Origin of the sequence: Rugamonas brunnea (assembly GCF_014042345.1) — a bacterium.
GTDB lineage: Bacteria > Pseudomonadota > Gammaproteobacteria > Burkholderiales > Burkholderiaceae_D > Rugamonas > Rugamonas brunnea.
Genome location: NZ_JACEZT010000001.1, coordinates 530,347 through 549,701 on the forward strand (window position 1 = coordinate 530,347; position 19,355 = coordinate 549,701).

Sequence of the window (19,355 nt, forward strand, 5' to 3'; positions counted from 1 at the left end):
TCAGGCGCCGTCGCGGGCGCGTGCGTGGATCACGGCGAACCAGCCAGCGGGGTCGGTCCAGATGCGGGCCGTCTCGAAGCCGGCCCGTTCCAGCAACGCCACGAAACCGGCGCGCGTGTACTTGTAGCTGTATTCCGTGTGGATGCGTTCGCCCGCGCCGAAGTGGCGCTCGCCGCCCTGCCAGCGCACCGTCAGCGCGTGGCGCGCCTCCAGGTGCATTTCGATGCGGCTGGCCTGCTCGTTGAAGAAGGCGCGGTGCAGCCAGTGGCGCACGTCGAAGTCCGCGCCCACCAGGTGATTCAGGTGGTGCAGCAGGTTCAGGTTGAAGGCGGCCGTGACGCCCAGCGCGTCGTCGTAGGCAGCGTCCAGCACGGCCGTGTCCTTGGCCAGGTCCACGCCGATCAGCAGGCCGCCGTCCTCGCCCGCGCTGTCGCGCAGTCCGCGCAGGAAGCGCTGCGCCTGCTCCGGCCCGAAATTGCCGATCGACGAGCCGGGATAGAAGAACAGCCGCTGCGCGTGGCGCACGCTGTCGGGCAGCGCGCAGCCTTGTGAGAAGTCCAGGCCCAGCGCCAGCATGCCGATTTCCGCGAAGCGCTGCTGGAGGCCGCGCACGGCGTCGGCCAGGAAGTCGCGCGAGATATCGACCGGTACGTACTGCTGCGGCTGCAGCAGCGGGAACAGCGCGGCCGCCTTGGCGCAATTGCCGGCGCCCAGGTCGATCAGCGTGCAGCCGGTGCCCACGGCGTTCGCGATATCGCTGCCGTAACGGGCGAAGATGGCGGCCTCGGTGCGGGTCGGATAGTACTCGGGCAATTCGCAAATGGCCTCGAACAGGCGCGAGCCCAGGCTGTCGTAGAAGAACTTGGGCGACACGGCGGCCGACGGCGCCAGCAAGCCGGCCGTGATCTCGGCCTGCACGGCGGGCGCGCCATGGGCCGGGCGCATGATGGCGAGGGCATCGGCGTCGGCGTTGCGGCCGGGAGGCGAAACAATGCGCATCGCCGGGGTACGGGGCATCAGCATAGTGGACTCGTTCGTTGGGTGGAGGACGGTCTTGCCTGCCGGCGCTGTCGCTGCAACTGGCCACGCCGGCCACTGCTTCGGGTAACAGTTTGATATCATAGCCGAATATCCAATACGCGGCGCCACGCTGCGATAGCAATCGGATAACTTACCCAAACCAGAAAGGCACGCCCACCATGACCCATTCCGTCCTGCACACCTTCAAATCCGCGCTGACCGCCGCCATGAGCGCCGCCCTGCTGCTGGCCGCCCCGCTGAGCCAGGCGCAGAACCAGGTGTTCCGCGTCTCCGCCATCCCGGACGAGGCGCCGACGGAATTGCAGCGCAAGTTCAAGCCGCTGGGCGAATACCTGGAGAAGAAGATCGGCATGAAGGTCGAGTTCACGCCGGTGACGGACTACGCCGCCTCGGTCGAAGGCCTGATCAACAAGAAGATCGACATGGTATGGTTCGGCGGCTTCACCTTCGTGCAGGCCAAGGAGCGCAGCAAGAACCAGGTCACGCCGCTGGTGCAGCGCGCCGAGGATGAGAAATTCCACTCGGTGTTCATCACCACCAAGAACGACATCCACAAGCTCGAAGACCTGAAAGGCCACACGCTGAGCTTCGGTTCGGAATCGTCCACCTCGGGCCACCTGATGCCCCGTTCCTACCTGCTGGCCGCCAAGATCAATCCGGACACCGACCTGAAGCGCATCGCCTTCTCGGGCGCCCATGACGCCACCGTGGCGGCCGTGGCCGGCGGCAAGGTGGACGCGGGCGCGCTCAACATCTCGGTGTGGGAAAAGCTGGTGGCCGAGCACAAGGTCGATCCTGCCGTGGTGCGCGTGTTCTACACCACGCCCGGCTACTACGACTACAACTGGAGCGTGCGCACCGACATGGACCCGGCCCTGAAGAAAAAGCTGACCGACGCCTTCCTGGCGCTGGACCCGAAGAACCCGCAGGACAAGGCCATCCTGGACCTGCAGCGCGCTTCCAAGTTCATCCCCACCAAGGCTGAGAACTACACCGCCATCGAAGCGGCCGCCGTCAATGCGGGCCTGTTGAAGAAGTAAGCGACGATGCAAGACAGCAGTCACACCGGCGGCGCCGGCCCCACCTACCGCCTCGATCGCTTGACGGTGCGCCACCTGGCCGCCGCCCAAGCCCCTGCCCTGCGCGAGATTTCGCTGACGGTGGCGCAAGGCGAGCAGGTGGCCGTGATCGGCCCGTCCGGCGCCGGCAAGACCACGTTGCTGGCGGTGCTGGCCTGCGCCCACCGTCCTGCCGACGGCGTGTTCCAGGCTTTCGGCCAGGACCCGTGGGCGCTGCCCGAAGCGCAGCGCCACCGCCTGCGGGCGCGCCTGTTCCTGGCGCCGCAAACGCCGCCGCTGCCGCCGCGCCAGCGCGTGGTGACGGCCGTGCTGGCGGCGCGCCTGCCGCAGTGGAGCTTGTGGCGCGCGCTGGTCTCGCTGGTCAAGCCGGCCGATCCCGAGGCGGCCTACCAGGCGCTGGCCCGCTTCAACCTGGGCGACAAACTGTACGCGCGCGTCGACCGGCTGTCCGGCGGCGAACGCCAGCGCTGCGGGCTGGCGCGCCTGCTGCTGTCGTCGGCGCAGGCGCTGCTGGTGGACGAACCGCTGTCGGCGCTGGACCCGGCGCTGTCCGAACTGACGCTGGCCACGCTGCGCCAGGAAGCGGCCCAGCGCAACGCCACCCTGATCTGCAGCCTGCACCAGGTCGACCTGGCGCTGGCCCACTTCCCCCGCATCGTCGCGCTGCGCGACGGCCGCATCGTCTTCGACCTGCCACGCGAGCAGGTGACGGCGGAAATGGTGACGGCGTTGTACCAGGGCGAACTGCCCGCCGCCAGCGCGCCGCCAACGTCCGCGCCCACTTCGCGCGTGGCCGTCGGCGCCTGCTTCTGAGCCATGCAAGCGACGCTCGATATGGCCAATAACAACGGCGCCACGCGCCACCCCGATCCCGCCTGGCGCGGCCGCGTGATCATGGCCGTGCTGGGCCTGGCCCTGCTGTGGCCCATGGTGGTGACCAGCGAGTTCAAGCCGTCCGTGCTGCTCGACTGGCAAAGCCTGGAGGCGACGGGCCGCTTCCTGGCCGGCTTCCTGCCGCCCGCGCACAGCCCCGAATTCCTCGCCATGCTGGCGCACGAAACATGGCAGACGGTGGCCATCGCCACCTCGGGCCTCACGCTGGCCCTGCTGGGCGCCATTCCCGGCGCGCTGCTGGTGTCGGACAAGCTCTCGATTTCGCGCCTGGGCACGGGCCGCATGCGCCTGCCGTCGGCCATGCTGCGCCAGGTGGCGCGCTGGCTGCTGGTGCTGCTGCGCAGCGTGCCGGAACTGGTGTGGGCGCTGCTGTTCGTGCGCATCATCGGCCTGGGGCCGACAGCCGGCGTGCTGGCCATCGCCCTCACCTACTGCGGCATGCTGGGCAAGGTGTACGCCGAGATCCTGGAATCGGCCGACGGCGACGCCAGCGCCGTGCTGCTGGCCAATGGCAGCGGGCGGCTGGCTGCGTTCCTGTACGGCACGCTGCCGGAGGCGGCTTCGGAGCTGGTGTCCTACACCCTCTACCGCTGGGAATGCGCGATCCGCGGCTCGGTCGTGATGGGCTTCGTGGGCGCCGGTGGCCTCGGCCAGCGCATGGATGAATCGATGAAGATGCTGTCGGGCGGCGAAGTGTCGTCCATGCTGATCATCTTTGTGCTGCTGGTGGCCGGCGCCGACGCCGTATCGAAAATGCTGAGGGGGCGGCTCGCATGACCACACCGCGCCCCCCTGCCGGCACGCCGCCGGCGCCGCCGCCTGCCTGGCCCGTGATCATCCTGGCCGCGCTGCTGGCCGCGCTGGTGGTGGCCAGCTTCGCCTCGCTGCCGCTGCAATGGCGCGCCTTCTTCACGCTGGACGCCATCGCCAGCATGGGCGAGTTCCTGGCCGGTTTCGCGCCGCCGGAACTGGGCCTGCCCTTCCTGTCCAAGACCGCCGGCGCGGCCGCCGAAACGCTGGCCATGTCGGCGCTCGGCACGCTGCTGGCGGCGGCGGCCGGGCTGGCGCTGGCCTTGCCCGCCGCCGGCCGCTTCGGCCGCGTGCTGCGCGCCCCCGTGCGCGCGCTGCTCAACGTGCTGCGCTCGATTCCTGAACTGGTGTGGGCTTCCATCCTGCTGATCGCCGCCGGCCTGGGGCCGTTCGGCGGCACGCTGGCGCTGGCCGCGCACACCTCGGGCGTGCTGGGCCGCCTGTTCGCCGACGCGCTGGAGAACGCCGCGCCCCATCCGGAAGCGAGCCTGCGCACCAACGGCGCCGCGCCCATGGCCGCCTTCCTGTACGCCACCTTGCCGCAGGCGCTGCCGCAGATGCTGTCCTACACGCTGTACCGCTGGGAGAACAACATCCGCGCGGCCGCCATCCTGGGCGTGGTGGGTGCGGGCGGACTGGGCCAGATGCTCAAATATCACCTGTCGCTGTTCCAGATGCAGCCGGCGGCCACCGTGATCGCCGCCATGCTGCTGCTGGTGGGGCTGGTGGACGCCGTCAGCTTCGGACTGCGGCGCGTGCTGACCCGCTGAAAGACACCGCCATGCTCGAACTGCGCCAGCTCACCAAATCCTACGCCAGCGGCCATCCTGTGCTGGACAAACTCAGCTGGCAATTTCGCGCCGGCGAGTTCGTCGCCATCATGGGCGACTCCGGGGTCGGCAAATCCACGCTGCTGAACCTGATCGCCGGCCTGGACCAGCCCGACGCCGGCCCAGGCCAGGAAGCGTCGCCCATCCTGGTGGACGGCGTGGCCATGTCCGGCTTGGACGACGACGCGGCCACCCGGCTGCGGCGCGCCCGCATGGGCTTCATCTTCCAGGCCTTCCACGTGCTGCCCCACCTCACACTGCTGCAGAACGTGGCCCTGCCCCTGCTGCTGAACGGCCTGCCGCGCGGGCGCGCCGGCCAGATGCTGGAAGCGGTGGGCCTGGGCGGGCGCGGCGCCGACTTCCCGCACCAGTTGTCCGGCGGCGAGCTGCAACGGGTCGCCATCGCCCGCGCGCTGGTGCACCGGCCGGCGCTGGTGCTGGCCGACGAACCGACCGGCAACCTCGACCCCGACACGGCCGACACCATCCTCACCCTGCTCCGCCAGGAAATCAAAGCGACCGGCGCCTGCGCCATCATGGTCACCCACTCCCACGCCGCGGCCGCCATGGCCGATAAAACGTTGCAGTTAACGAAACTCGGCATACAAGAAACAACAATCGTCAATCCGTTTGAGCAAAAAACAAGATAATTTTTTTATCAAATCATCCTATCCAATTCTCTCCGTAGTATTATTGAAAGTAACTTGCTTGGTTATCAAGAATGTTGAGCCGCATTCCACATTCGGGAACCGAAATGTGGGATGGCTCGCCAGCGAGGACACGCCAACCCAACCACGTTTTTGAGCAAAGGAGGAGCAAAATGAACGTACGGCAAAAAAAGTTGGAGTTGATCGAGGCCATGAACCGGGCTCGCGCGCTCGAACCGTCCAGCTTTGTCCCGAACAAGCTGCTGGACACGTTGATCGAGAAGATGAACCTGAAGAACGATGCGGAGCTGTGCCGCGTACTTGAAGTGCAGCCGCCCATCATCAGCAAGATCCGGCATCGCAAGCTGGCCGTCGGGGCCACCATCTTATTGCGTATGCACGAGAAATCGGACATCAGTATCCGAGAATTGAAGGAATTGTCGACCGCTTCCATGCACTGAGCAGCCCCGCTGACCTTGCGATGCCAGGCGCCGGCATGCGGTTTCCGGCGCCCCACCTGCGCCACAGAGAAAACTAGCAGCGAGCCTGCCGTTTATCCGCACCACTCTTTCAACGTCCAGCCCAAACCCCGCTGAACGACGTTTCAAAGTAATCAATAGTCATCCTTCTTCTGTAACTTCATCACAGTTCAACTGCACCGCTTTTGTAACTAACGGTTATCCAGCCGCGATACTGTAGCAATTGCCATCCCCATCCTTCCGTGATAAGCGCAGCGCTTGTCTACGCCCTCCGGCAAGACCACCGTCCTTGTTGCGGAAAAATACACGAAATAGCGCTGTTTCCAAAAAATCAATGAGGCACTATACTGCCCACTTCCCGGCGGCCGGCTGCGCGCCGCGACGGGGTAGTCATTTCTGCAAACATCCACGGAGCACGCCGCATGAACGACATCAAGCCTGGCCGCATCGAACCCTACGCGCACGCCGCCGCAGGCTGGGGGGCGTTGAAGCAGGTGGCGATCAACCTGGTGCGCGAGAAAGTCAGCGGCGGCAACTACCGCAGCCTGCTGGCGCAGAACCAGCCCGACGGCTTCGACTGTCCCGGCTGCGCCTGGCCCGACCGCGTGCACACGTCCACCTTCGAATTCTGCGAAAACGGCGTCAAGGCCGTGGCGGCCGAAGCGACCAGCAAGCGCGTGCCGCCCGAATTCTTCGCACGCCACCCCGTGGGCGCGCTGCTGCAGCAGTCCGACTATGAACTGGAGCAGCACGGCCGCCTCACCGATCCGCTGGTGTACGACCCGGCCAGCGACAAATACCTGCCCATTTCCTGGGATGGCGCGTTCGACCTGATCGCGCGCCACCTGAAGGCGCTGCCCGATCCGAACCAGGCCGCGTTCTACACCTCGGGCCGCACCGGCAACGAGGCCGCGTTCCTGTTCCAGCTATTCGTGCGCATGTACGGCACCAACAACTTCCCCGACTGCTCCAACATGTGCCACGAACCCACCAGCCGCGGCCTGCCCGGCACCGTGGGCACCGGCAAGGGCACCGTCACGCTGGACGATTTCGAGCATGCGGATACGCTGCTGATCTTCGGCCAGAACCCGGCCACCAACCACCCGCGCATGCTGGGCGAACTGCGCGACTGCGCCAAACGGGGCGCCACCATCGTCTCCATCAATCCGCTGCGCGAGCGGGGGCTGGAGCGCTTCACCTCGCCGTCGCACCCGATCGAGATGCTGACCAATTCCAGCACCGCGATCGGCTCGCTGTTCATCCAGCCGCGCCTGGGCGGCGACTTCGCGCTGATCAAGGCTGTGGCCAAGGGCTTGCTGGAACTGGACGACGCGGCCCGCGCGGCCGGCCAGCAGCGCCTGCTGGACGTGGACTTCATCGCCGAACACACCAGCGGCTTCGAAGCCTTCGCCGACGATTTGCGCCAGCAGGACTGGCAGCAGCTGATCGACGAATCGGGCGTGCCGCGCGAGCAGATCGACCGCCTGACGCACATCTATGCCCACGGCCAGCGCGTGATCGCCACCTGGGGCATGGGCCTGACCCAGCACAAAGGCGCCGTGGCCACGATCCAGATGCTGTCCAACCTGATGATGATGCGCGGGAATATCGGCCGCCAGGGCGCGGGCCTGTGCCCCGTGCGCGGCCACTCCAACGTGCAGGGCGACCGCACCATGGGCATCGAGGAAAAGCCCACCGCCGCCTTCCTCGACCGCCTGGGCCAGGTGTTCGGCTTCACGCCGCCGCGCGCACACGGCTACGACGTGGTGGCCACCATCCAGGCCATGTTGGACGGCAAAGTGAAAGTGTTCTTCGGCATGGGCGGCAACTTCGCCATGGCCACGCCCGACACGCCGCTGACCTTCGCCGCCCTGCGCGCCTGCGAGCTGACCGTACACGTGGCCACCAAGCTCAATCGCAGCCATCTGGTGCACGGCAAGGCCGCGCTGCTGCTGCCCACGCTGGGCCGCACCGAGATCGACCTGCAGCACGGCGTGGCGCAAGGCGTGACGGTGGAGGATTCGATGAGCATGGTGCACCTGTCCTACGGCGGCAACCCGCCCGCCTCGCCCAACCTGCTGTCGGAGACGGCCATCGTGGCGCGCATGGCCCACGCCACGCTGGGCAGCGCGCAGGTCGACTGGAACTGGTACGCGGCCGATTACGCCCGCATCCGCGACGCCGTAGCAAAGGTGTTCGATGACTTCTTCGACTTCAACGCGCGCGTGGCCAAGCCGGGCGGCTTCCACCTGAAAGTGGCGTCCCGCGCGCGCGAGTGGCGCACGCCCAGCGGCCGGGCCCAGTTCCTGGTGCGCGCCGTGGACACGGACACCCCGATCCACCGCGCCCGCGCCATCCACGGCGAGCGCCTGATGACGCTGATGACGGCGCGCTCGCACGACCAGTACAACACCACCATCTACGGCATGGACGACCGCTACCGCGGCGTGTACGGCATGCGCCGCGTGGTCTTCATCAACCGCGCCGACATGGAGATGCTGGGATTGCAGACAGGCGGCTGGGTGGACATGGTGAGCGTGTGGGACGATGGCGTGGAGCGCCGCGCGGACGGCTTCCTGCTGGTGGAATACGACATCCCGCGCGGCTGCCTGGGCGCCTACTTCCCCGAGACGAACGCGCTGGTGCCGCTGCACAGCACCGCCGACGGCGCCGGCACGCCGACGTCCAAATCGATTCCGGTGCTGCTGTATCCCGTCAACGCGCCTGTCAGCGCGCCAGCCGGCGCCTGAATCAGGCGTACTGCACGCAGCCGTCCTCGCGGCAGAAGCTCACCAGCACGAGGCCGGCCCGTTCGGCGATATCGATCGCCAGCGTGCTGGGCGCGGAGATGGTGGCCAGCATGGGGATGTGCATGCGCGCGGCCTTGCGCACCAGCTCGTAGCTGGCGCGGCTGGAGAGGAACACGAAGCCACGCCCCATGTCCTCGCCCTGCCGTGCCAGGTGGCCGATCAGTTTGTCGAGCGCGTTGTGGCGTCCCACGTCTTCGAATACGTGGACGATGGCGCCGTCCGGGCGGCACCAGGCGGCCGCATGGACGCCGCCCGTGGCGTGCATCAATGACTGGTGTTGCGTCAGTTCGCTGGCGGCGCGCGCCACGGCCGGCGCGGGCGCGTGTTCCAGCGCTGGCGCGGCGATGCGCGGCGGACGCAAATCCAGCTGCGCCAGGCTCTCCACGCCGCACACACCGCAGCCGCTGCGGCCGGCCAGCGTGCGGCGCCGCTCCTTCAGGCGCATGAAGGCTTGCTGGCTGATGGTCAGTTCCACTTCGGCGCCGTCGCAGTTCTCGCGCAGCACCAGGTCGTAAATGTCGTCGCGATGATCGACCACGCCTTCGGACAAGGCGAAACCAAGCGCAAACGCTTCCAGGTCGCGCGGGGTGGCCATCATCACGGCTTGCGACACGCCGTTGAACACCAGCGCCACCGGCATTTCCTCGACCACGCGGTCGATGGTGCGCGATTGGGCCTGGCCCTGATGGCGCACCACGGTCCGCTGCTGGAAGCCGTCCCGTTCCAGCTCTGTGTCAAATAGCATGCCGCCTCCGCGCTCGTATCATGTTGCCATGATACATGCGCCGCGGCGGCAGCGCAGCTCCTCAGGCGCCTTCGCCGGCCACGCCGTAATGACGGGCGTAGCGGTTATCGAGGTTCCCCAGCGGCAGCAGCAGGAACAGGTCGGCGCTTTCGAAATCAGGATCCCAGGCCGGTTCGCCGCAGATCCACGCGCCCGAGCGCATATAGCCTTTCAGCAGCGGCGGCACTTGCGCCTTGGCGGCCGCTTCCAGTTTGCTGATCGGGAATGGCAGGTGGGGCGTGACGCGGTACTCGGGCGGGGCGATGTGCTGGGTAGCCAGCGCCTGGTAGACGGCGACGGCGTTATGGCCGCCATCGGCCAGGCTGATGCTGGCGCAGCCGATCAGGTAATCGCACTGTTCGCGGCGCATGTATTCGGCCAGGCCCGACCACAGCAGCATGATGACGCTGCCGCCACGGTAATCGGGATGAATGCAGGCGCGCCCCGCTTCCACCATGCGGCCACGCAGGTTGTTCAGGCGGCCCAGGTCGAATTCGTTCTCGGAGTACAGCCGGCCCAGCTTGCGCGCGCGCGTGGGGCTCAACAGGCGGTAGGTGCCCACCACTTTCAGCGTATTGGTGTCGCGCACGATCAGGTGATCGCAGTGCTCGTCGAATTCATCGCTGTCGAGACCATCCTCGCGTGCCAGCGAGCTCAGTCCCATCGTTTCGATGAACACTTTATAGCGCAAGCGCTGCACTTCGCGCAGCTCTTCCGGTGTGCTTGCCATGCTGAGGACCAGCTTGGCCGACGCTGCCCTGACGTCTGCTTGTACGATCGAATGTTGCATGCTTCATCCTTTCAGTGGGTGACGAAGCAAGCGTAACGGTCTAATACTTCAGGAAAATGACAGCAAGGTGTCGGTTCCGTGACATCAGGGCAGTGTTGTTTTTTTGTTAGTCTTTCTTAGGACGGCCCGTCTTCAGTTGCGGCAGCGCGGACAGCACGTTCTGCAGCGTGGCCAGGTCGATCTGGCTGATCAGGGCCACGCCAATGCGCAGCAACTCGCTCTTTTTGATCTCGAAGCCGGCCTTCAGGCAGGCTTTCTTCACCTGGCCCAGCACTGCGTATTCCTGCTCCGGCATGGTGAAGCTGTCGCGCACCAGCTTGTCCTTGCGCTGCTTGTCCTTGGCCGGCTCCACCGGACGGGCGGCGGGCGCCTTGGCGTCGCTCTTGGCTGCGGCCTTCGGGGCGCCCTTCACGGCAGCCTTGGCGGCCGGCTTGGCGGCTGGCTTGGACGCCGGCTTCGATGCCGGCTTGGCGGCCGCTTTCGGCGCCGCCTTGACAGCCGTCTTGGCGACTGGCTTGGCTGCAACCTTGGATGCAACGGCCTTCGCTGCCGCTTTCGGCGCCGGTTTTGCGGCCGGTTTTGCTGCCGGTTTTGCGGCCGCATTTGCAGCAGGCTTGGCGGCTGGCTTAGCGGCTGGTTTAGCGGCCGGCTTCACTGCCGCTTTCGCCGTAGCCTTGGCCACTGGCTTGGCCGCCGCTTTCGCAGCAGGCTTGGCGGCTGGGGTAGCAGCGCCCGCGCGCGCGGCCGGCTTGGCCTTGGCGGCTGGCGCTTTGACCTCTGGCGCCTTGACCATTTTTGGCAGCGGCGCCGCCTTGCCGTTGGCGACCGGGCCGCCGGCCGTGGATTTCATGGCGATTGCTTTGCTCATCATCACTCCTCGTTAACAATATAAACAATATATACTATTTTCGAAGGTTTTGTTTGAGCAATATCACATCAGGCCACCCATTTCAGCCGTTGGCACGGATGCTGAAGTCCACCCCCACCTCGTCCCACAGCTCCTGCTCCTTCTCCATCCAGTACGACACGGTGGGATGGTCGGCCACCCAGTCGCGCCGGATTTCCAGCTCGATGCGGTTCTTCATGCGCAGCTTGAGCTGGCGGAAATCGACGTCGATCCGCGCATGCATGAACAGGATGGCCAGCCGCAGCGCCACCACCGCCTTGGCGAAATCGGGTTCGGCCAGCGCCTCGCCCACCTTGCGCAGGTTGCCCTTCTGGGCCACGATCAAGCGGCTCATGGTCTTCTGCTCGCGCGTGGTGAAGCCCGGCAGGTCGGCATTCTCGATCATGTAGGCTGCATGCTTGTGGTAGCCCGTTTGCGACACCACCATGCCCACTTCGTGCAGCAGCGCGCTCCAGAACAGCGGCCGCGTGTAGCTGTCGGAGGCCGGCTTCATTTGCGCGTACAAGGCCAGCGCGTCGTTCGCCACCCGTTCGGCGCGGCCCTCGTCGACATGGAATTTCTGCTGGAACGCGCGCACCGACTGCTCGCGCCGGTCACGCTTGGTCGAACGCAGGTACAAGTCCCACATCACGCCCATGCGCAAGCCCGCCTCGATCGGCTGCACCACGGGGATATCCAGTTCGTGCACCAGCGCGATCATGATGGCCAGGCCGCCGATGATGGTGCCGGCCCGCTCCGGCCGCAACCCGGTCAGCTCGATCTTGCTCACATGGCCGATCTGGATGAAGCGCTGCTTGAGCGCTTCCAGCGTGGCGGCGTTCATCTCGCGCCCGATGCCGTTCTTGACGATGATTTCGGCCAGCGTGCGCGCCGTGCCCGAGGAACCATAGCACTGGCGCCAGTATTGGGGATGGTAAGGCGGCGCCGCGTCCTCCAGATGGCTGCGGGCCGACAGGATGGCCGCCTCGAACGACGGCGCGTCGATGCGCCCGCCGACGAAGAACGACAGGCTTTGCTTGACCGTGCCCAGGCTGAACGACTCGACCCGCTCGATTTCCTGGCCGCGCCCCAGTATCAACTCGGTGGAGCCGCCGCCGATGTCGATCACCAGCCGCCGCTCGCCCGGCAGCGCCAGTGCGTTGGACACGCCCATGTAGATCAGACGCCCCTCCTCCTCACCGGAGATCACTTCGATGGGGTAACCGATGGCCTGTTCGGCCAACGGCAGGAAGGCGGCCACGTTGCGCGCGACCCGCATGGCGGAAGTGGCGACCACGCGCACGGCTTCGAGCTGGTAGGCGGCCAGCGTGACACGGAAACTCTTGAGGCAGTTCAGGGCCGCTTGCATGGCCGCCTCGGTCAGGTTGCCGTTGGCATCCAGGCCGGCGGCCAGCCGGATCGGCTCGCGCACGCTCTTGAGCACGCGGATCGCTTCGCCGTCGTGTTTGCCGATGTGCAGGCGGAAGCTGTTGGAACCTAAATCTACTGCTGCATACATAGGAGAAGCCTCTTTTCTGATGAACACCGCGAAGGCTTTCAGAATATCAGGTGAAAAATCCTCACACAGTAAGCGTCTTTTGTGACGGGCCGATGACAGCGGCACCGGTGCGCACGGCTCAGGCCTCCAGCGGACTTTCCGCGCTCGCCTCCACCACCCGGTTGCGGCCGGCCAGCTTGGCTTGCTGCAAGGCTTCGTCGGCCCGCTTGAACAGGCTCACCGTGCTGTCCTCGGCACGGATGGTGGTCACGCCCAGGCTGGCCGTGAGGTTGATGACGGCCCGCTCCGTCTTGACCGGGTGGCTGGCCACAGCATTGCGGATACGCTCGGCCACCATCAGCGCGTCCTGCAGCGATGTGCGCGGCAGTTGGATGGCGAATTCGGCACCGCCCAGGCGGCCCATCAGGTCGCTGTCGCGCAACTGCTTCTTGCACACATCGACCATGGTCTTGAGCACGGTATCACCCACCGGGTGGCCGTAGCTGTCATTGACGCGCTTGAAATGGTCGAGGTTGAGCACGATCAGCGCGGTCGGCATGCCGGGCCGGCGCGCCAGCGCCATCCACGGCGTGAGCGCCTGGTAGAAGCCGCGCCGGTTGGGCACGTCCGTCACCGTGTCCACCGTCTCCAGCCGCGCCAGTTCGCCCTGCAGCGATTCGCGCGTGAGCAGCAGGTAGCCGAAGGCGTTGGTGAGCATCATCAGGTACAGCACGGCCAGGCCCAGCCACTGGATCATACCGCCACTGACCCAGCCCCAGCCGTCCGGTTGCAGTACCGACAGCATGCCGCGCGCGGCCACGGCCAGCGACAGCAGCAGCATGGTCACCACCAGGAAGCGGCGCAGCATGGTGCCGTCGCGCCAGCGCAGGGCCAGCGCCAGCACGCCGGCCAGGAAGAAACCAGCCACGATCAGCGAGCCGGCCGCCGCGCGGAAGCTTTTATCGAGTTCAGCGAGATAGGCGCCGAGGAAGACGGCCACGGCCACCGCCAGCGCTGGCGCCAGGTAGCGCCGCCAGATCGGGCGGCCGGCCAGTTCCCACAGCGCCGCCGCGTCCAGCGCCAGGCCGGCGAACAGCAAGGCGTTGCCCGCGCCGATGCTGAGCAGGTCGGGCAAGGTGCCGCGCAGGTACAGCAGCAGCCAGGCGCCGGCCTGGCACTGCTTGGCCACGGCCCAGGTCGACAGGCTGAGCGTCTGCTTGCGCTCGTATTCAAAAAAGAACAGCGCCGCGCACAGGCTCAGATTGCCCAGCGCCAGCGCCAGCAACAGTGTTTTGATATCCATGGATGAAACGATGCACAGCGCGCCGGGGCGCGCCGCTTACACCTCGTGTTCGACGTTGGTGCTGCCGTCACCGATCTTGCTGCTCCAGGCCTTGACGAAGTATTCCTTCTCTTCGTCCGATGGCGCCTCGTGCCAGAAAACGATCAGCGTGCCCTTGTGGTCATGAATCTGGGAAAACTTTTCGATGAAACCCGTATTGCCAGCCACGTCGGCCAGCGCCACCACGTAGCCGTACACGCGGGTCAGGCGCTCGATGCGATCCGGCTCGGTGAAACTGTTGGTTGCGGTGATGGTTGGGTGGTCTAGAAACATCTTTCTCTCCAATGTGGCCGACAGGCTGCCAGCGGGGCTGGCACTGGCTTTCGCCAATGTACCTACAAATTGCCCATCTGTAAATGCGGATGACCGGCCCGGGGGCCGCATGCTACTATAAAAACACGCCCGGCGTCCGTCAACTGGCGGCACGATGGCCACCTTCCACCTGCTACGCCGATGCCACCACCAACCGACCCGCAGCCGTCCCAGCCCTCGCGCCCCAACGCCCCGCGCGTGCGCACGCGCGGCGACTGGCGCTCGCTGGAATTCCTGCCGGGCATGGTGCAAAGCGAGATGCGGCTGTCGCGGCCCGACGACCTGGTGCTCAGCTACGCGCGCGCCATGATGTGCTTCGTGCTGTTCCAGCCACAGCCGGAACACATCCTGATGGTGGGCCTGGGCGGCGGTTCGCTGGTCAAGTTCTGCCACCGCTACCTGCCGCGCACCCGCATCACGGTGCTGGAACTGCGGGCCGACGTGATCGCGCTGCGCGACCAGTTCGCCATTCCGCCCGACGACGCCCGCCTGCGCGTGATCCACACGGACGCCGTGCACTACATGGCCAGCCAGAGCGCCTGCGCCGACGTGCTGCTGGTCGACGGCTTCGATGAAGCGGGCTTGCCGCCGGCGCTGGGCAGCGCCAGTTTCTACGCCGACTGCCGGCGCGCGTTGCGTCCCGGCGGCGTGCTGGCGGCCAATATCTTCAGCTACGATCCGCACTACCCGGCCATGCTGCGCCGGCTGCGCCAGACCTTCCAGAACCAGTTGTGCTGGTTCCAGGGCATGGCCGGCAACAACCGCATCTTGTTCGCCGTCAAGGGCGGCGGCCGCTCGCCGGCACTGGCCATGCAGCGCCGCGTGGCGCGCCGCCAGGGGCTGGGGCTGGCCGTGCTGAACCGGCTGCTGGCGCACTGGGTGGTGCTGCGCCTGCGCTGGGGGCGCTGAGACGGCCGGCGCTCGGTCGTTCAGGTGCCCTGCTTCTTAGCACCGTGCACCATCTGGCGCGCCTGCTTGCGCAACTGGGCCTGGGCGTGGCGCGAGATCTGCTCGGGCGTGACGGGCACCAGCGGCGGCACGGCCACCGGCTTGCGGTTCTCGTCCACGGCCACCATGGTGAAGTAGCAGCTGTTGGCATGGCGCACCATGCGCTGCTGGATGTTCTCTGTCACCACCCGTATCCCCACTTCCATCGAGGTGCGGCCCGTGTAGTTAATCGAGGCCAGGAACGTGACCAGCTCGCCCACGTGGATCGGTTGTAGGAACATCACCTGGTCCACCGACAGCGTGACCACATAACTGCCCGAATAGCGGCTGGCGCAGGCGTAGGCGACGCTGTCGAGATATTTGAGGATGGTGCCGCCGTGCACGTTGCCGGAGAAATTGGCCATGTCCGGCGTCATCAAGACTGTCATGGTCAGTTCGTGGGCGGACCAGGTCATCGGTTTTTCCATCTGTATTCCTGTATGAAAGCGTGGGGGATGCCATCATCCTATCCGCTCAGGCCGTCACTAGCAAATAGCACGGCAACAACATGATTGCGCGGATGCAAGTGACAGGTTACAAAGCCGTGTCCAGATGGTAAGGTACGCTATCTGCCCAGCCAACCGCGCCCTGGTCCGCAACAACGAGCCTGTCCATGCCCCACCGTTCCCCGCCCGCCCCCAACCTAGAGACCGTGCTCAAACTGCGCAAACTGTTTGCCCGGCTGGTGGCGGCGGTGGCCACCGTCCTGCTGATCCTGTCCATTTTCGTGGTCCACGCGCTCAACCAGAGCCGGCTGCGCTACTACGCGGCGGCCGAGGAAACGTCGCGCAACCTGTCGGTGGCGCTGGAGAACTTCCTGCTGTCCCACTTCCAGGAGGTGGATTTGTCGATGCGGCGCGCGGCCCAGGAATTCCGCACCATGCAGGCCAGCGGCCATTTCGATGACGCCGCCTTCAGCGCCTACCTGCGCACGCTCAAGGAACGCACGCCGCACGCCAACTCGGTGCGCGGCTCGAACGCGGACGGCATGGTGATCTATGGCGACGAGGTCGACCCGGCCCATCCGCAGGACTTGAACATCCGCGAATTCTTCCAGCGCGCCCGCGCCGAGCGCGAGCTGGTGTTCGGCGTGCCGGTCAAATCGCGCATCACGGGCGAATGGGTGCTGCCGCTGATGTACGCGCTCACCAAGCCCGACGGCAGCTTTGGCGGCACGGCCTACGTCAACATGAACACCTCGCGCATCACCGAGCTGTTCGCCTCGCTCAACACGGGGCCGCACGGGGTGATCTCGCTGCTCGACAGCCAGCGCCGCATCCTGCACCGCTACCCGGAGGCGCCCGGTGTCGTCATCGGCAGCCCGGCCAGGCTGTCGGCGGCCACGGAAGCGGTGCTGGCGGCCGGCAAGGCGCACGCCACCTACCGCGCCGAAAGCCGGCTCGACGGCCAATGGCGCGTGTTCAACGTCGAACGCATCGGCAATTACCCGGTCTACGTGCTGGTTGGCCTGTCGAGCGACGATTTCCTGATCCCGTGGCACCGGGAAATCCGCAACGCCACCATCTTCCTGACCGTGATGTACTTGCTGGCGGGCGCCTTCCTGGGCAGCGTTCGGGTAGCCATGCGCAAGCAATACCAGTCGCTCACGCAGCTGGTGGAAAAGGACGCGGCGCTGCAAAGCTCGCTGGCCCGGCTGACGGCATCCGAATCGCGCTGGCGCTCGCTGACCGAAGGCTTGCCGCAAATGGTGTGGACCACCACGCCCGCCTTGAAGCTGGACTTTTTGAGCCACCACTGGCACGAGTACACGGGCATGCCGACGGCGCAGTTGCTGGCGCGCGAGCACTGGTCGGCCATCGTCCATCCCGACGATGCCGCGGCGCTGGAAACTGCCTGGCGGCAAGCCCAGGCCAACGGCCGCGAATACCGCTGCGACTGCCGCCTGCTGCGCCACGACGGCGAATGGCGCCTGTTCGACAACCACGCGCTGGCCCAGCGGGACGCCGACGGCACGGTGCTGAGCTGGGTCGGCAGCAGCACCGACATCACCGAAGCGCGCGCCGCCCACGACGCGCTGCTGCTGGCCAAGGAACAAGCGTTGCAGGCAGGCCGCGCCAAGTCGGAATTCCTGGCCAACATGAGCCACGAGATCCGCTCGCCCATGAACGCCGTGCTGGGCATGCTGCAACTGCTGCAGCAGACGGCGCTCGATGGCCGCCAGCACGATTACACCAGCAAGGCCGAGACGGCGGCCCGCGCGCTGCTGGGCCTGCTCAACGACATCCTCGACTTCTCCAAGGTGGAAGCGGGCAAGCTGGCGCTCGACCCCCACCCGTTCAGCCTGGACAAGCTGTGGCGCGACCTGGGCGTGATCCTGTCGGCCAATGTGGGCGACAAGAACGTGGAGGTGCTGTTCAGCATCGACCCGGCGCTGCCGTCCTGGGTGGTGGGCGACGCGCTGCGGCTGCAACAGATCCTGCTCAACCTGGCGGGCAACGCCATCAAGTTCACGGAGGCGGGCGAAGTGGTGCTGTCGGCCAAACTGGCCGGGCACAGCGAACGGGGCCTGGCCATCGCGTTTGCCGTCAGCGACACGGGCATTGGCATCTCGGCCGAGCATTGCCGCCATATTTTCGACGGCTTCTCGCAGGCCGAGGCGTCGACGGCGCGCCGCTACGGCGGCACCGGCCTGGGCCTGGCCATCAGCCAGCGCCTGACGCGCATGATGGGCGGCACACTGCAGGTGGACAGCACTCTGGGCCAGGGCAGCGTGTTCAGCTTCGTGATCGAACTGCAACCGGCGGCCGAACCGGCCGAAGTGGCCGAATTGGCCGGTTCGGCGATCGCAACCCCGCTGGCGGCCATCCGGCAACTGCACGACCTGGACTGCCTGGTGGTCGATGACAATGCCAGCGCACGCCAGATCCTGAGCGAGATCGCGCACTCGTTCGGCTGGCGCGTGGATGTGGTGGACAACGGTTACGACGCGCTGGCCGCCGTGGCCCGGCGCGATCCCGAACAGCCGTATGACGTGGTGTTCATCGACTGGCGCATGCCGGCCCTGGATGGCTGGGAGACCAGCTGGCAAATCCGCCGCCTGCTGCCGGAAGGGAAAACGCCGCTGATCGTGATGGTGACCGCCTACGACCGCGAACTGCTGGCCCAGCGCCAGGCCGATCTGGAACCGGTACTGGACGGGGTGCTGGTCAAGCCCGTCACGGCCTCCATGATGTTCAACGTGGTGGCCGAAGCGCGCCTGAGCCAGCATGGCCAGGCGGCGGCCGTGGCGCCACTGGCCCAGCGCCGCCTGGCCGGCCTGCGCCTGCTGCTGGTGGAGGACAATCCCACCAACCAGCAAGTGGCCAGCGAATTGCTGGGCAACGACGGTGCCGACGTGGAGGTGGCCGGCTGCGGCCAGGCCGCCATCGACACGCTGCTGCGCTCGGGCCAGCGGCCCGACCTGATTCTGATGGATATCCAGATGCCGGACATGGACGGCTACGAGGCCACGCGCCAGATCCGCACCCGGCTGGGTGAACTGGCCCCGCCCATCGTGGCCATGACGGCCAACGCCATGCCGGCCGACCGCGCGGCAGCGCTTGATGCCGGTATGGTGGACCACATCGGTAAGCCGTTCGATCTGGCCCAGCTGATCGCCGTGATCCTGCGCCATGCGCGCCCGGAGGCGGCTGCCGCCGTGCCAGCCGCTGCCGATGGCGCCCCGGCCAACGCCGGCGGGGACGCTGCTTCCGCCACTGGGGATACTGCTTCCGCCGCCAGGGAAGCCGCCGCGTCCGCCCCCCCAGCAGGCCAGCGCCGCCGCGCCGCCCGTCCACTTGAACAGCGCAGCCGCACTGGCCCGCATGGGTGGCCTGGCGCCGGTCTACCTGATGGCGCTGCGCAGCTTCGCGGCCGAAGTTGAACGCAGCAGCGCGGCCCTGCACGAGGCCGTGGACGAACGCCGGCTCGACACGGCGACGACCGTGCTGCACACACTCAAGGGCGTTTCTGGCACGGTGGGCGCCGAGGCGCTGGCCGCACTGGCGGCCCAGGCCGAGGCGACACTGCGCGGCACGGCGGACATGGCCCTCTGCACGGCCCAGATCGAAGCCGTGCTGGCGGCGCTGCCGTCTACCGCTGAGGCCGTGGAGCAACTAGCCCAGCGCATGGCGGCGCAAGCGGAAGGCCGCACCGCCTGAGCGTGC

18 protein-coding genes are annotated in these 19,355 nt (G+C 66.7%); 10 read left to right on the top strand and 8 right to left on the bottom strand.

The genetic code is table 11. The features are described from left to right. Positions 1–1,023 (bottom strand): L-histidine N(alpha)-methyltransferase, encoded by a 1,023-nt coding sequence (gene egtD / locus H3H37_RS02390; protein WP_182159774.1) that lies wholly within the window; start codon positions 1,021–1,023, stop codon positions 1–3. Between the two features lie 176 nt (positions 1,024–1,199). Between egtD and H3H37_RS02395 the strand changes: the two genes are divergently transcribed. From H3H37_RS02395 to H3H37_RS02425, 7 genes are all read left to right on the top strand, one after another. Continuing rightward, positions 1,200–2,081: a putative selenate ABC transporter substrate-binding protein gene (locus tag H3H37_RS02395; protein ID WP_182159777.1), complete on the top strand. Its 882-nt coding sequence runs from the start codon at positions 1,200–1,202 to the stop codon at positions 2,079–2,081. A gap of 6 nt (positions 2,082–2,087) precedes the next feature. Next, a complete protein-coding gene (locus H3H37_RS02400; RefSeq protein ID WP_182159780.1) occupies positions 2,088–2,933 on the top strand; it encodes a phosphonate ABC transporter ATP-binding protein in 846 nt (281 codons plus the stop codon). A gap of 3 nt (positions 2,934–2,936) precedes the next feature. After that, complete coding sequence (locus H3H37_RS02405) at positions 2,937–3,791, top strand: PhnE/PtxC family ABC transporter permease (RefSeq protein ID WP_229218608.1); 855 nt, start codon at positions 2,937–2,939, stop codon at positions 3,789–3,791. Then, on the top strand, positions 3,788–4,594 hold the full coding sequence (gene phnE / locus H3H37_RS02410) for a phosphonate ABC transporter, permease protein PhnE (protein ID WP_182159782.1): 807 nt from the start codon (positions 3,788–3,790) through the stop codon (positions 4,592–4,594). Before H3H37_RS02405 ends, phnE begins: the two co-directional genes overlap by 4 nt. A gap of 11 nt (positions 4,595–4,605) precedes the next feature. Then, on the top strand, positions 4,606–5,304 hold the full coding sequence (locus tag H3H37_RS02415; protein ID WP_182159785.1) for an ABC transporter ATP-binding protein: 699 nt from the start codon (positions 4,606–4,608) through the stop codon (positions 5,302–5,304). A gap of 170 nt (positions 5,305–5,474) precedes the next feature. Further along, a complete protein-coding gene (locus H3H37_RS02420; RefSeq protein ID WP_182152738.1) occupies positions 5,475–5,762 on the top strand; it encodes a hypothetical protein in 288 nt (95 codons plus the stop codon). A 440-nt stretch (positions 5,763–6,202) separates the two neighbouring features. Further along, positions 6,203–8,530: an FdhF/YdeP family oxidoreductase gene (locus H3H37_RS02425; protein ID WP_182159788.1), complete on the top strand. Its 2,328-nt coding sequence runs from the start codon at positions 6,203–6,205 to the stop codon at positions 8,528–8,530. Position 8,531: 1 nt separating this feature from the next. On the opposite strand, the gene fdhD is transcribed toward H3H37_RS02425, so the two are convergent. From fdhD to H3H37_RS02455, 6 genes are all read right to left on the bottom strand, one after another. Continuing rightward, positions 8,532–9,335 (bottom strand): formate dehydrogenase accessory sulfurtransferase FdhD, encoded by an 804-nt coding sequence (gene fdhD / locus H3H37_RS02430; protein ID WP_182159791.1) that lies wholly within the window; start codon positions 9,333–9,335, stop codon positions 8,532–8,534. Positions 9,336–9,396: 61 nt separating this feature from the next. Beyond that, on the bottom strand, positions 9,397–10,164 hold the full coding sequence (locus H3H37_RS02435) for a GNAT family N-acetyltransferase (protein WP_182159794.1): 768 nt from the start codon (positions 10,162–10,164) through the stop codon (positions 9,397–9,399). A gap of 106 nt (positions 10,165–10,270) precedes the next feature. After that, a complete protein-coding gene (locus H3H37_RS02440) occupies positions 10,271–11,035 on the bottom strand; it encodes a hypothetical protein (RefSeq protein WP_311197383.1) in 765 nt (254 codons plus the stop codon). 79 nt (positions 11,036–11,114) lie between these two features. Next, positions 11,115–12,569, bottom strand: coding sequence for a Ppx/GppA phosphatase family protein (locus tag H3H37_RS02445; RefSeq protein ID WP_182159797.1), 1,455 nt, complete (start codon positions 12,567–12,569; stop codon positions 11,115–11,117). Positions 12,570–12,687: 118 nt separating this feature from the next. Next, the gene (locus tag H3H37_RS02450) at positions 12,688–13,851 is read right to left on the bottom strand and encodes a GGDEF domain-containing protein (protein WP_182159800.1); all 1,164 of its coding nucleotides are present in this window, start codon (positions 13,849–13,851) and stop codon (positions 12,688–12,690) included. Positions 13,852–13,887: 36 nt separating this feature from the next. Then, on the bottom strand, positions 13,888–14,163 hold the full coding sequence (locus H3H37_RS02455) for a hypothetical protein (RefSeq protein WP_182159803.1): 276 nt from the start codon (positions 14,161–14,163) through the stop codon (positions 13,888–13,890). Positions 14,164–14,343: 180 nt separating this feature from the next. Here H3H37_RS02455 and H3H37_RS02460 point away from each other — a divergent pair, with 180 nt between their 5' ends. Then, positions 14,344–15,111, top strand: coding sequence for a fused MFS/spermidine synthase (locus H3H37_RS02460; protein WP_182159806.1), 768 nt, complete (start codon positions 14,344–14,346; stop codon positions 15,109–15,111). Between the two features lie 20 nt (positions 15,112–15,131). Here H3H37_RS02460 and H3H37_RS02465 read toward each other — a convergent pair whose 3' ends face one another. Next, positions 15,132–15,617 (bottom strand): acyl-CoA thioesterase, encoded by a 486-nt coding sequence (locus tag H3H37_RS02465; RefSeq protein ID WP_229218609.1) that lies wholly within the window; start codon positions 15,615–15,617, stop codon positions 15,132–15,134. A 185-nt stretch (positions 15,618–15,802) separates the two neighbouring features. Between H3H37_RS02465 and H3H37_RS02470 the strand changes: the two genes are divergently transcribed. Continuing rightward, the gene (locus H3H37_RS02470; RefSeq protein WP_229218610.1) at positions 15,803–19,072 is read left to right on the top strand and encodes a response regulator; all 3,270 of its coding nucleotides are present in this window, start codon (positions 15,803–15,805) and stop codon (positions 19,070–19,072) included. Then, the gene (locus tag H3H37_RS25715) at positions 19,014–19,349 is read left to right on the top strand and encodes an Hpt domain-containing protein (protein ID WP_229218611.1); all 336 of its coding nucleotides are present in this window, start codon (positions 19,014–19,016) and stop codon (positions 19,347–19,349) included. The genes H3H37_RS02470 and H3H37_RS25715 overlap by 59 nt, the downstream gene beginning before the upstream one ends. Positions 19,350–19,355: the final 6 nt, after the last annotated feature.